Below are 12,353 nucleotides of genomic sequence, written 5' to 3' on the forward strand. Positions count from 1 at the left end.
ACGCAAAAATGATGAAAACAGAAGTTACTAATCACGTGGTGCGGAACACGATGACGTTAGCGCACCGTAATCTACTTAAAACCGTGCATGATCCTGACAGCCTCAGCGATGTGGTAGTGCAACCGATAATATTTACTTTGCTGTTTGGTTATTTGTTTGGTGGGGCCATCGCGGGTAGCGTGCACGCGTACCTGCCAATGCTAGTACCCGGTATTTTGGTGCAAAGTATTCTGAACGCGGCGTCCGGCTCGGGGCAGCAACTGCGGACGGATATTAATTCCGGGGTGTTTGACCGGTTCAAGACGTTACCGATTTCACCGCTGGCCCCACTAGCCGGGCAACTGGTGGGCGATGTGCTGCGGCTACTGGTATCCGGCGTGATGGCGCTCCTCACGGCGACGATGATGGGGTGGCGGTCCACCGCTAGCTTCCCGGCAGTTGTAGCGGCATTGCTACTCGCCATTTTCATTGGTTGGTCTATCTCTTGGGTGTTCGCACTGGTGGGGCTGTTAGCCAAAGATGCGGAAATGATCGGTAGCTTATCAATGATTATCATTCTGGTGATGACCTTTCTCTCGAATGCCTTCATTCCTACCCGGACGTTACCACGGCTAATGCAGACGCTGGTCAAGCTCAACCCCGTCAGCATGGCGGTGACTGCTATCCGAGGCCTGATGGGCACCGGCACCTGGGGCATTGACGCTTCCGTCGTGCTCGTGAGTGGTGGGGTGTTGATGCTGGCCTTTGTGCCGCTGACCATGTGGGCGTACCGGCGGTTACGGTGAACGGTTAGTCTTCTGGGTAGTGGTGATCTGTATTTGTCTGTAGCTATTGAGCAGCAGTCTCTCGGCTTAGCGTTGCGAAGCCTCCGAGTAGCAGGCCCTAAGTGCTAAAGCACTAAGGGCCTGCGTAAAAAAAGCCCGCCAACAAATGTTGACGGACTTTTTAATAGCTAACGTGAGGAAGTCATTAAACTTCTTCAGGAACCAACTTAACGGACTTAGTGCCCATCCAGCCACAGATTTCCTTGAAGGTATCCGTGATGGCCTGAGTACCAGGAGCCAGCAACTTACGAGGGTCGTAACCCTTGCCCTGCTGGTCCTTGCCGGCTTCGATGTATTCACGCGTAGCCTTGGCGAACGCCATCTGGCATTCAGTGTTGATGTTCAGCTTGGCGATACCCATGGAGATGGCCTTTTCAACCTGTTCCTGAGGAATACCGGAACCACCGTGCAGAACCAGTGGCTGAGCAACAGCATCAGCGATTTCCTGGAGACGGTCGAAGTGCAGACCCTTCCAGTTGTCTGGGTACTGGCCGTGGATGTTACCAATACCAGCAGCCAGGTAGTCAACGCCAGTGTCGGCGATAGTCTTAGCTTCTTCAACAGAGGCTAATTCACCTTCACCGATGACACCGTCTTCTTCACCACCGATAGAACCAACTTCGGCTTCAACGGAAATGCCCTTGGCGTGTGCCAAAGCAACGATTTCCTTAGTCTTAGCCAAGTTTTCTTCGAATGGCAGGTCGTGGCCGTCGAACATAACGGAGTTGTAGCCGGCAGCAATAGCTTCCTTAGCAGCTTCGTAGTTACCGTGGTCCAGGTGAATAACAACTGGAACGGTGATGTTCATTGCTTCGGCTTCGAGTTCGATCAAAGCCTTGCAAAGCTTGTAACCACCCATGTACTTAGCAGCACCCATGGAAGTCTGGATAAGTACGGGAACGTTCAATTCCTGAGCACCCTTAAGGATGGCACGAGTCCATTCAAGGTTGTTGGTGTTGAAAGCACCGATAGCATAGTGACCCTTACGAGCCGCAGCAAACAGTTCTGTGCCGTTAACAAATGGCATTATAAAGTCCTCCTAAAAACTGAAAACAAATTTTTTTACTCGTTCATTCTAACATAGTTTGCAAGGATTGTCGTACCCGTTTACACGCGCGTTGGCTGTATCTCGGCATCACAAGCGAGCAAGGTGACATGCTGGTCAACGATAATTGGTTTTAATTTTGCGTGACATCGCTTTCATAGCTAACCCAACAAGAACTTACAGTTTTACGTGTGCAAGTGTAACAAGTTACAACGCGCTACAGCTTACTGACTGCTATGAAGCGAATGGTGCTTGATGGAGGGAATGTCAGGCATTCCGGGGTATACTAGCCCTATATACTTACATGGTAATAGGGGTGACGGTGATGACCAAAGTGGCCATTATTTCGGATATTCATGGTAACGTGACCGCGTTACGGGCCGTCCTGGCCGATGCGCAGCAAGCGGGGGTGGACGAGTATTGGTGCCTCGGCGATATTTACATGCCGGGCCCTGGTGCCGAAGACGTGTGGACGCTTATTAACGCGGTGCACCCCACCATCCGCGTGCGGGGTAATTGGGACGACTTTGCCGCAGCCATTATGCGGGGGAGTTACCACCCGCGACGGCCGATGGACATCTTTGTCGCGCGGAACGTTCGCTACCTGCTGGAGCGCATGCCAGCCGCAGATCTGCAGGCTTTAGGCAGGTGGCCACTATGTATGACGCGGATGTTAGGGGGCCTGCACTTTGGCATTCAGCACAACCTGCCCGATATTAATTACGGGCACACGCTGTATCCGCGCGCTGAACAGAGTAATTTTAAGGCCCTCTTTGCTGATGGCCAGACGGACGTGGCGGTATACGGGCACATTCATACCCAGTTGGTACGGTATGGGGATGCTGGCCAGCTGGTGCTTAATCCGGGTGCCGTTGGGCAACCCTACTCGCCATACGCCCCGTTACGCCGCGATCAACGGGCGCGCTACATGTTGTTGACGGTGGGCAACCAAGGGCTGACCGACATCGATTTGCGGCACGTCGACTACGATGTGGATGCCGAGCTGGCGTTGGCGCGGGCCCGGGCCCTACCGTACTATGACCTGTACGTTAAATTGCGGCGGACGGGTTTGGCTAGTACCCACGATGAGGCGACGTTACGCCGGTTTAACGAGCAATTTGGTTACACAGCAGACGTGACGAATTACTTTCCGTTGAGCACAAACGACAGTCAGAATAGGCACTAAAAGCAAAGGAGTAACTACGGCAATCAGGGTGATTGATCGGTGGTTGCTCCTTTACTATTCTCACCCAGATTTTAGTCGGTGCTACCGTTGGTTAATTTTTTTGCGCAAAAATACTATCTTTTGGTTAGTAAGTGTTGACAGCCAACCACGGCTCGATTATATTTAACTGGTTAATTAACCGGTTAATTAAAATTTTGGTACCCAATTCGTACTGGTTGAGGGAGATTGACGTATGCAGCAGAAACATACCTGGTGGACGGTCATTGTGCCGCTCGTTTTGATTATTGCCGTGACGGGGTTCATTATTAACCGCGGTTTAGCCCAGCAGCAACAGGGTACGACGCAAAAGAGTATTCACATCGTGGCGAGCCTGGATTTTTATGGTGAGATGGCGCAGGGCGTGGCGGGCAAGTACGCCAGCGTCAGTTCGGTCATTCAAAATACCAAGGTGGATCCCCATGACTACGAACCCACTTCGGATGTGGCCAAGGAATACGCGGCCGCGGACATCATTATTTCCAATGGTGGTGGCTACGATAAGTGGAGTAGTCAGTTCGCCCAGCAAAATAGCGGGGCCAAGGCCATTACCGTGGCGCAGCTGACCGGCTACAAGACGGGGGGCAACGAACACCTGTGGTACAAGCCGTCAACGGCACGCAAAGTGGTGTTGGCGGTCGAGCGACAGTTGATCAAAATTGACCCCCAGCATAAGCGACAATACACGACTAACGCCCAGCGGTACCTAGCCAAGTTCAAAGGCTTGCGGCGGTTGGAACGCCGAGCCCGTCAGCAATTAGCGGGCAAACGCTACCTGGCAACCGAACCCGTCTACGACAACATGCTAACAGCGCTGGGGGCGCAGAATGACGCTCACGCCTTTGCGGAAGCTGTCGATGCGGAAAATGACCCCACGGCCACGGAAATTCGGCAGTGGCAGACCGATGTCCAAAACCACACGGTGGCCTTTGTCATCAACAACCCCCAGAACAGTGGACGGCTGGTGAAGTCCGCCGTCGCCTACGCTCGTCAGCACGGGGTACCGGTGGTCAACATTACCGAGACTAAGCCGGCTGGTGAAACGTATATTCAGTGGCAAACCAAGGAGTTGCGGGCGGTACTCAAAGCGCTGCAACAATAGTAGAAAGCAAGACGGAGGCAAATCATGGCAGACACTAAGGTGTATGCGGAACAGTTAGCTAAATTACTCAACGAGGTGCGGCGGGTCGTCCCCGAGAACCAGCAGGAAGTGTTGTTGGGTGACAGCACCGGGCAGGTCACCGGCACCCAGGGGCATGCGTTGATGATGTTGTTGCAGGGACCGCAGACTAACTCGACGTTAGCCAAAGAACTGGATATTTCGGCGGCGGGCGTGACCAAAGCCATGCGGGGACTGCAAAAGTTGGTGCCGGCGGTGGTGACACTCACCAGGGATCCGGACGACGCACGTAGTAAGCAATGGTCCCTGACCGACTTTGGCCAGCAACTGGCCGCCGCACACGCGCGTAACCATCAGGACACCCTCAAGGCGTACATGGCCGTCCTTGATGACTTTTCCGCGGCGGAACAGGCCGTCATTGGGCGGTTTATCCAGGAACTGAGCGTTTGCCTCGATGTGTAACCGAAGTTAATGAAGATAGAAGGTATTTAAGTGCGTATTCTTACTGGCAAAGACGTCGGCATTCAGTTTACCGACAATAAGCGGTGGTTATACCGCCACGTAAACTTCCACCTTGATAGTAGTCAGATTCTGGCCCTAGTTGGTGATAACGGCGTGGGGAAGACCACACTCATTCGGACCATTATGGGTCAACGGACGGTCACGGAGGGCCAAATTATCCATGACCACACACAGGACCTGCGCATTGGTTACGTACCCCAGTACCATGACGATATTGGGGCGTTTCCGTTGCACATCGCCGACTTTGTGGGCCTCAGCTATGACCGTGGTCTGCTACCATGGTTGCGGCGGAGTGAAAAGGAGCACCTCGCTCACGTTTTGGAGGAGGCTAACCTAACGGCAATCGCCAACGAGCGGATCGACCGCGCGTCTGGTGGGGAAAAGCAACGGGCTTTTCTCGCCCAGGCCATGATCCAGGATCCTGACGTCCTGATTCTCGATGAGGCAACGGCTAACATGGATAATGTGGCTAAGTTTGCGTTGATGGATGTTGTGAAACATTATCGAGACCACCACGACTTGAGTGTCATCATGGTGAGCCATGACCTCGACATCGTGGAACGGTACTCGGATAACTACTTGCTGCTCAGCCCGGATGGGGCCGAGTTCGGGCCGATTGACGCGCTGGATACTAGCAAACTTGAGGAAGGGGGACGCGACCATGTTTAACTATCCGTTTATGCAAAATGCCTACGTGGTAGGGACGTTGATTGCCATCGTGAGCGGCTTTATCGGTGTGTTTGTGGTGGCCCGCAGAATGTCCTTCCTGGCACACGTGCTCAGTGAAATTGGTTTTGCCGGGGCTTCCTTTGCCCTGTTCATGGGGTGGTCGCCACTACTGGGGATGCTTGGTTTTACCCTGGTATCGTCAGCCAGCATTGGCCAACTGGACGTGGGTGATGAACGGCGCAGCGAGTCAACGGTATCGGCGGTCAGTTCGGTGGCGATCGGGCTCGGGATCGCGTTCCTTGCACTATCGCAAAAGAATGCCAGCTCAGCTACCAGCATTCTGTTTGGGTCGATCTTTAGTATTAGCCATCAGAACATCGTGCATGTAATCGTACTGACGTTGGCCGTTCTGCTGGTAGGCGTGTTGCTGTACCGGCCGCTACGGCACGTGGCGTTTGACCACGCGACGGCGGTGGATTCGTTGCCCCACGTCAAAGCTGTGGACGTTGTCTTTCTTGTCTTGATGGCGACGACCGTGGCGGTGTCCGCCCAGGTCGTGGGCTCCCTACTGATTTTCATCCTGATGACGTTACCTGCTAGCGCGGCCATGCGTTGGGGTCGGCGCGTCTCCCAGATGATCGGGTTAGCAATTTTGTTCGCACTCATTGGGGTCTGGGGGGCGTTGGCCTTGTCATATTGGACCAACGTGCCGGTCAGCTTCTTCATCGCGATGATCGAGTCGGCCATCTACTTTGTGTCGACAAGTGCCCGGTAGTACGCGAATTTTCTGTAAGCCTTTGCATTCTCGCCTTAACAGTGCCATGATGACCCCTGTAAGCAATTATTTTAATTGAGGGGGTTTTTCTTTATGAAAATCACTGCTGCAGTTGTGGACCATCAGGGCGCGGACTTTAAAATCCGCGACGACGTCGAACTCTGTCCGATGGGGCCGGATGATTTGCAGATCCACATGGTTGCGACCGGGATCTGCCACTCCGACGAAGCGTTGCGGGTTGGCGATGCGACTATCGACTATCCAATCGTGCTGGGGCATGAAGGTTCTGGGATCGTGGAAAAAGTTGGTCCAGAAGTCACCCAGTTTAAGCCGGGCGACCACGTTGTCCTGAGCTTCTACGCTTGTGGACAGTGTGCTAACTGCCTGCGTGGGATTCCAACGCAGTGCTTGAACTACGCGCACAATAACCTCTCAGGTGTGCGTCCAGATGGGTCGTCGCACTTCACCATTGACGGTAAGCACGTCGCGGACATGTTTGACCAGAGTTCCTTCACCACCACTACGGTTGTGCGTGAACGTAACGCCGTGAAGGTGCCCAAGGAGTTGGATTTGCGGGCCCTCGGTCCTTTGGGCTGTGGTTATGTCACTGGTTCCGGCACCGTGCTGAACACGTTGCAGCCACATCCGGGTGACACCATCGCCGTCTTTGGTACTGGTGCCGTTGGTCTGGCCGCAATGATGGCGGGCCGGATTTCTGGCTGCACTAAAGTCATTGCCGTTGACATTGTCGACAGTCGTCTTGCTCTGGCTAAGGAGCTCGGCGCCACTGACACCATCAACAGTAAGGAGACCGACCCGGTTAAGGCCATTCGCGACTTGACTGGTGGTTACGGTGTTGACTGGGCTGTGGACACGACGGGGGTTACGGCGGTCATGGAAAGTTCCATCCAGGCTTTGGCTCAGGGTGGTACGACCGCAACTATTGCCGTTACGGCACACCACATCGACGTGGATACGTGGAACGACCTGTGCACGTCTGACCGGAAGATTGTCGGCGTTAACATGGGTGACTCGATTCCGCAGATCGACGTGCCCCGGTTGATCAAGTTCTACCAGATGGGCATGTTCGACTTTGACAAGACCGAGAAGTTCTACCCGTTCGATCAGATCAACGAAGCCAACGCGGACTCACGCAGTGGTAAGACGATCAAGCCAGTTTTGGTCATCGACCCCGACTATGTACCGGGCAAGTAATTTAACAACGTAACGAGTAAGGCGTGACCTGTATGGGTCACGCCTTTTCTGGTTGGCTGTCAGTTGGTGGCGGCAAGCCAGAGCTGGCGCGGTGCAGGGTTGGGGTCACCACCACCGATTTTGTTATGAAATCCAGCGGTAGGGTGCGTTATACTTGATGACAATTAAGACATTACGTGAAGGGATGTATCTTATGCCACAACTTTCAATGTTAATCGTCATGATCGCGGCGCTAATGATCCCGCTGTTCATGGCCCGGTTTAAAATCAACGGGATTCCTACCGCCGTGGCCGAAATCGTGGTCGGTATTCTGTTGGGTAAAACCGGTCTGCGGTTCGTGACCACCACGACCGACCTGACCTTCTTATCCAGCCTTGGGGTGATCGTTCTGATCTTCCTGTCGGGGATGGAAATCAACTTTGAACTGTTTGTCCAAAAGCCGCGGGCTAACCGCGACGGTACGGTGCCGCGTTCGCCCGTCTTTCTCGCGGGTAGTGCCTTTGTGGGCGTTGTCATCACCGCGTTAGTGCTGGCGGTGGTGCTGAAAATGTTGGGCCTGTTTAGTGACGTCATGCTGGCTACCATCCTGTTTTCGACCATTGCGCTTGGGGTCGTGATCGCTGCGCTAACTGAACAGGAATTACTCAGTAAGCCACTAGGGCAGACCATCCTGCTGACCGCAGCGCTTGGCGAAATCATCCCGTTGCTGGCACTGACCGTATACTCCACCATTAACGGGGGCCATGCTGCCCGGATTTGGTTGGTACTACTGATTTTTCTGGCCGCCATTATCCTGCTGCGCCGGTTTAAAGCCGTGTACCAGTTCTTTGCCCGCATCGACAAATCCACAACTCAGCTCGACATTCGGCTGGCGTTCTTCCTCATCTTCGTGCTGGTCACCATCGCCGAAAACGTGGGTGCTGAAAACATCCTCGGCGCGTTCCTAGCTGGCATCGTCATGAAACTCTTGCGGCCCAGCGAGGTGACGCGGGATAAGCTCACGTCCATTGGTTACGGCTTTTTCATTCCCATCTTCTTCATTATGACGGGTGCTAAACTCAACCTGCGCACCATGATGGGGAACCCACAGGCATTAATGTTGATTCCGGTCTTCTTTGTTTGTTTTGCACTGGCCAAACTTATACCTTTTTTTATCTTCCACCAACGCTTTAACGCGCGGAATTCCGCGGCGGGGGCCGTTCTGACGTCCACGACGATTACGCTGGTCATTCCTACATTGACCATCGCGCGGAACCTGAACGCGATTACGTCTGACCAGTCAGGGGCCTTCACCCTGGCGGCCGTTCTGAGCTGTGTGATTGCGCCCATTGTGTTTAACAAGTTGTACCGGCCGCAACCAGAGGATGAGGAACGGACGCGCGTCACCTTTCTGGGGGCTAACATTCTGACGGTTCCTGTGGCGCAACAGTTGGCCAAAGGCATGTACGACATTACCATGGTGACTGATTCCGAAAAGAATTACCGGACTTACAACAGCCAGGTGAACGTCAAGCTACTAGCTGCTTTGGACGATGATGCGCTCACCCAGGCGGGGGTGTTTGATACTGACATCTTGGTACTCGGCTACTTTGACGCGGACCGCAACTACCGTATTGCCCGGATGGCCGTCGAGCACAAAGTTGCCCGCGTGGTCGCGCGCTTTGAAACGCGTGAAGCGGGTGATGACCACCTTGAGGAGCTGGCCGCTGACGGTGTGGAGCTATTCAACACCTTTACGGTTAACGCCAGTTTGCTGCGCGGGATGATCGAATCACCGTCTACGCTGAAACTATTGACGGATACCGAAGCTGGCCTGTACGAAGTTGAAGTGCACAACCACCGGTATACTGGCAAAACGTTGCAAAGTTTGCCCGACATTGGGGCCATTACCGTGAGTCGAATCTACCGTAACGGGCACTTTGTGGCGCCGCATGGTGATACGCTAATTGAGCCAAACGACCACCTAATTTTTACGGGGAGCAAAGACGCCGCACGGACGCTCCGCCAGCAGTTGGGGGCGCGTAACTAAATACAGTGTTTCACGTGAAACAAATTTTTAGTTGGCATTCACGTCACCGAGACATGGTGATGTGAGTGCTTTTTATTCTCTGCAGGGCAGGGTGTGGCGCGCCGTGACCGTTTGTCTGTGCAAGTAGCACATTTTCCGTTCACTTTACCTGTCGGTCATGGTACATTGAGGGTAAACACACGTGAAGGGGCTTACATTATGGGTAATAAAATTGAGAGTATTACGGTTGATTCCCAGCGGTTACCGTTAGCAGAACCATTTACCACGTCGCAGCACGCCGTGACACAGCTGGAAGCAATGGTGGTACGCATTCAGTTGGATAATGGCCTCACCGGAATTGGCGCGGCCAGTCCGAACGCCGTGGTGACCGGCGACACGATGGGCACGATGCAGTCTGCTGTGCGCGAGGGGATTACACCGGCCATTATTGGTGCGGACATTGATGATTGGGAGAACTTATTGGCAACGGTACAAAGTAGCATTCAGCACAACGCTGCGGCTAAAGCGGCCGTAGAAATTGCGTTGTATCATCTCCGCTCGCAGCAGTTTGACACCTCATTGGTGCAGTTATTGGGTGGCACCGGCGTGACGATCCAGACCGACTACACAATTGGTATTGCGGATACTGAACACATGGTGGCGATGGCCCGCGCACTAGCGGATAAGGGCTTTGCGGCTTTTAAAATCAAAGTTGGTGCGGGTGACCTGGATACCGACGTAGAACGGGTGCGGGCCATCGCCAATGCCGTTGGTGGTCTCACGCCACTGCGGCTTGACGCTAACCAGGGGTGGACGCCGAAACAGGCCATCAGCGCCATCAACCGTTTTGCCGACCTCAACTTGAACATCCAGTTTGTTGAGCAGCCCGTTCGTGCCGACGATCTGGATGGGTTGGCACGGGTGACGGCCAACGTGGCGTTACCCGTGATGGCCGACGAGTCCGTGCACACCTACCGTGATGCACTACGGTTGATCCGGATGCATGCGTGCGATCTGATCAACATTAAGTTAATGAAGACGGGCGGCTTATCGCAGGCAACCAAGATTGCTGAGCTGTGCGCCGACTACGGTATCGATTGTATGGTCGGCTGTATGATTGAAGCCCCCATCAGTTTGGCGGCGGCGGTGGCCTTTGCGTCTGCTCATCGCAACGTGCAGTATGTTGACCTTGATGCGGCGTACATGATTGCGCCTGAGGCTAACGTCCAGACGCCAGGGTACGCGGTTGATGGTAGTTACCTGACGCCACTCACGGTATCCGATTAAGCACCGCTGGGTATAAAAAACACGCCTAACGTGAACGCGTTGGGCGTGTTTTTATGTGCTCCTAGTATACGGTGGTATTAAAACGGTTGTAGTACCACAGGTAATAACGCATGGTTTCGTCACTCAGGGTGATTTTTGTGACGCTGGAGTTATCGGGCTCGGGGATGCTCATCATGTCCTGCGTACTGGTGGCGACCACCGCCGCCGCTTTAATGGTGAATCCGTGTGACACCACGATGATGTTGTCGTCCGGGTACTGGTCGGCGGCATCGTGCATGAACGCGTCCACGCGCTGGCGTACATGGCTGAACTGCTCGCCGTCACTGGCTAACTGGACATAGTCGGGTAACACGTCGTGCAAAACGGGGTCAAACACGGAAGGGTGTTCGGCCTCCAACTGTGCGTTAGGTTGCCCGTCCCACGAGCCGTATGAGATCTCGTTGACCCGCTGATCGGTGGTTAGGGGCAGGCGCGCATCTTCGTTGAGAATGCTGGCGGTTTCCCGTGCCCGGTCAAGCGGACTGATGACGATACGGTCGGCAAAGCTGATGTCAAATTGTTGGTGCAAGCGCTGTATTTCCTGCTGGCCCGCGGTGTTAAGGTGGGTTTGCGCGTCATTGATGATGCCTTGCTTCAGGCCAAGTGCGTTTGCGGTGGTCTGACCGTGCCGAATAAAATAAAAGGTGGTCATAGCAAGCCTCCATCTGTGCAATTTATGTCCGGCCACATTATGGCATAAATTAGTGACCATTGTTAGCAGGCATAGTTATCGGTGGCGTGTTTAACAGTATGGACACCAGGCAAAGATGGCGACTTGACGGCCACAATTACCACGGGTAAAATCTTAGTTAAGTTAAATTGCTATTGGGTCAGTTTGTCGTCGGGCAACTGGCTTAGGCACTCACTTCACGATCGTAGGCACGGCGCATGGCGCTGGAAGATTGTGTGGTGAGTGCCTTTTTCTTTGTGGATAGTAGCGTGAGGAGGCCAACATGTTAGCAGTTTATTTGCGCGGGATGCTGATTAGCATTGCCCTAGTTAGTTCCATCGGGATGCAAAACCTCTTTGTCTTCAATAGTGCCATGAGCAACCGACTCCGGCGGGCCTTGTTGATCGCCGCTTTTGTGTGGGTAGCGGATACCACGTTAACGGTGGTGGCCTTTTTGGGCGTGGGCACGATTATTACCCATTACCAATGGCTCAAGTTAGTGATTTTGCTGGTCGGCGGCGTAGTGGTAATTTGGATGGGTTGGGGAATCTTACGGAGCGCCAACGCTACCACGTTGGGTGGTGGTGATACCGCCATGCCGCTCAAGGAGGCGTTTACGGGCGCCTGGGTGGTGGCCTTTGCCAACCCCCAAGCCATCATTGATACCAGCGTGTCATTCGGGGCGATGCGCAGTACGCTCAGCAATAGTCAGGTGCTGCCGTTCTTATTGGGCATTTTAAGTAGCACAGCGCTGTGGTTTTTTGGTGTCACCCTAATTATCGGCATACTCAAGAACCGACTACCACGGCGGTTCCTGTTGTGGATCAACATTATTTCAGGCGCTATTGTGATGGTCTATGGCGTGACGCTGGTTGGACACGCGGTACTGATGGTGGTGTGAGGTATTTCCCGGGAAATATTTGTTCGGCGCGAGTAACGAGCAGCCGCTCTAACCGT

12 protein-coding genes are annotated in these 12,353 nt (G+C 53.8%); 10 read left to right on the forward strand and 2 right to left on the reverse strand.

What is annotated here, in order from left to right; all coding sequences use genetic code 11:
- The first annotated feature begins 11 nt into the window (after positions 1 to 11).
- Positions 12 to 785, forward strand: coding sequence for an ABC transporter permease (locus tag FD19_RS06280; protein WP_056969428.1), 774 nt, complete (start codon positions 12 to 14; stop codon positions 783 to 785).
- Between the two features lie 184 nt (positions 786 to 969).
- Here the strand turns inward: FD19_RS06280 and fba are convergent, their stop codons facing one another.
- Entirely contained in the window at positions 970 to 1,851 is an 882-nt protein-coding gene (fba, locus tag FD19_RS06285) for a class II fructose-1,6-bisphosphate aldolase (RefSeq protein ID WP_054750472.1), read from the reverse strand.
- Positions 1,852 to 2,194: 343 nt separating this feature from the next.
- Here fba and FD19_RS06290 point away from each other — a divergent pair, with 343 nt between their 5' ends.
- From FD19_RS06290 to FD19_RS06325, 8 genes are all read left to right on the forward strand, one after another.
- The gene (locus tag FD19_RS06290; protein WP_056969380.1) at positions 2,195 to 3,055 is read left to right on the forward strand and encodes a metallophosphoesterase family protein; all 861 of its coding nucleotides are present in this window, start codon (positions 2,195 to 2,197) and stop codon (positions 3,053 to 3,055) included.
- A 232-nt stretch (positions 3,056 to 3,287) separates the two neighbouring features.
- Positions 3,288 to 4,193 (forward strand): metal ABC transporter solute-binding protein, Zn/Mn family, encoded by a 906-nt coding sequence (locus tag FD19_RS06295; protein WP_054750475.1) that lies wholly within the window; start codon positions 3,288 to 3,290, stop codon positions 4,191 to 4,193.
- Positions 4,194 to 4,217: 24 nt separating this feature from the next.
- Positions 4,218 to 4,673, forward strand: coding sequence for a MarR family winged helix-turn-helix transcriptional regulator (locus FD19_RS06300; protein WP_054750476.1), 456 nt, complete (start codon positions 4,218 to 4,220; stop codon positions 4,671 to 4,673).
- A gap of 30 nt (positions 4,674 to 4,703) precedes the next feature.
- Positions 4,704 to 5,402 carry a metal ABC transporter ATP-binding protein gene (locus FD19_RS06305; RefSeq protein WP_056969381.1) on the forward strand — a complete coding sequence of 233 codons (699 nt, stop codon included), beginning with the start codon at positions 4,704 to 4,706 and terminating at the stop codon, positions 5,400 to 5,402.
- A complete protein-coding gene (locus FD19_RS06310; RefSeq protein ID WP_054750477.1) occupies positions 5,395 to 6,177 on the forward strand; it encodes a metal ABC transporter permease in 783 nt (260 codons plus the stop codon). Before FD19_RS06305 ends, FD19_RS06310 begins: the two co-directional genes overlap by 8 nt.
- 93 nt (positions 6,178 to 6,270) lie before the next feature.
- Positions 6,271 to 7,392 (forward strand): NAD(P)-dependent alcohol dehydrogenase, encoded by a 1,122-nt coding sequence (locus FD19_RS06315; protein WP_054750478.1) that lies wholly within the window; start codon positions 6,271 to 6,273, stop codon positions 7,390 to 7,392.
- A 193-nt stretch (positions 7,393 to 7,585) separates the two neighbouring features.
- Positions 7,586 to 9,421 (forward strand): cation:proton antiporter domain-containing protein, encoded by a 1,836-nt coding sequence (locus FD19_RS06320; RefSeq protein WP_056969382.1) that lies wholly within the window; start codon positions 7,586 to 7,588, stop codon positions 9,419 to 9,421.
- Between the two features lie 198 nt (positions 9,422 to 9,619).
- Positions 9,620 to 10,687 carry a dipeptide epimerase gene (locus tag FD19_RS06325; protein ID WP_156639652.1) on the forward strand — a complete coding sequence of 356 codons (1,068 nt, stop codon included), beginning with the start codon at positions 9,620 to 9,622 and terminating at the stop codon, positions 10,685 to 10,687.
- Positions 10,688 to 10,748: 61 nt separating this feature from the next.
- Here FD19_RS06325 and FD19_RS06330 read toward each other — a convergent pair whose 3' ends face one another.
- Positions 10,749 to 11,378, reverse strand: coding sequence for a histidine phosphatase family protein (locus FD19_RS06330; protein ID WP_054750480.1), 630 nt, complete (start codon positions 11,376 to 11,378; stop codon positions 10,749 to 10,751).
- Between the two features lie 301 nt (positions 11,379 to 11,679).
- On the opposite strand from FD19_RS06330, the gene FD19_RS06335 reads away from it, so the two are divergent.
- Complete coding sequence (locus FD19_RS06335) at positions 11,680 to 12,297, forward strand: LysE/ArgO family amino acid transporter (RefSeq protein ID WP_056969383.1); 618 nt, start codon at positions 11,680 to 11,682, stop codon at positions 12,295 to 12,297.
- Positions 12,298 to 12,353: the final 56 nt, after the last annotated feature.

Origin of the sequence: Lacticaseibacillus thailandensis DSM 22698 = JCM 13996 (assembly GCF_001436135.1) — a bacterium.
Lineage (GTDB): Bacteria > Bacillota > Bacilli > Lactobacillales > Lactobacillaceae > Lacticaseibacillus > Lacticaseibacillus thailandensis.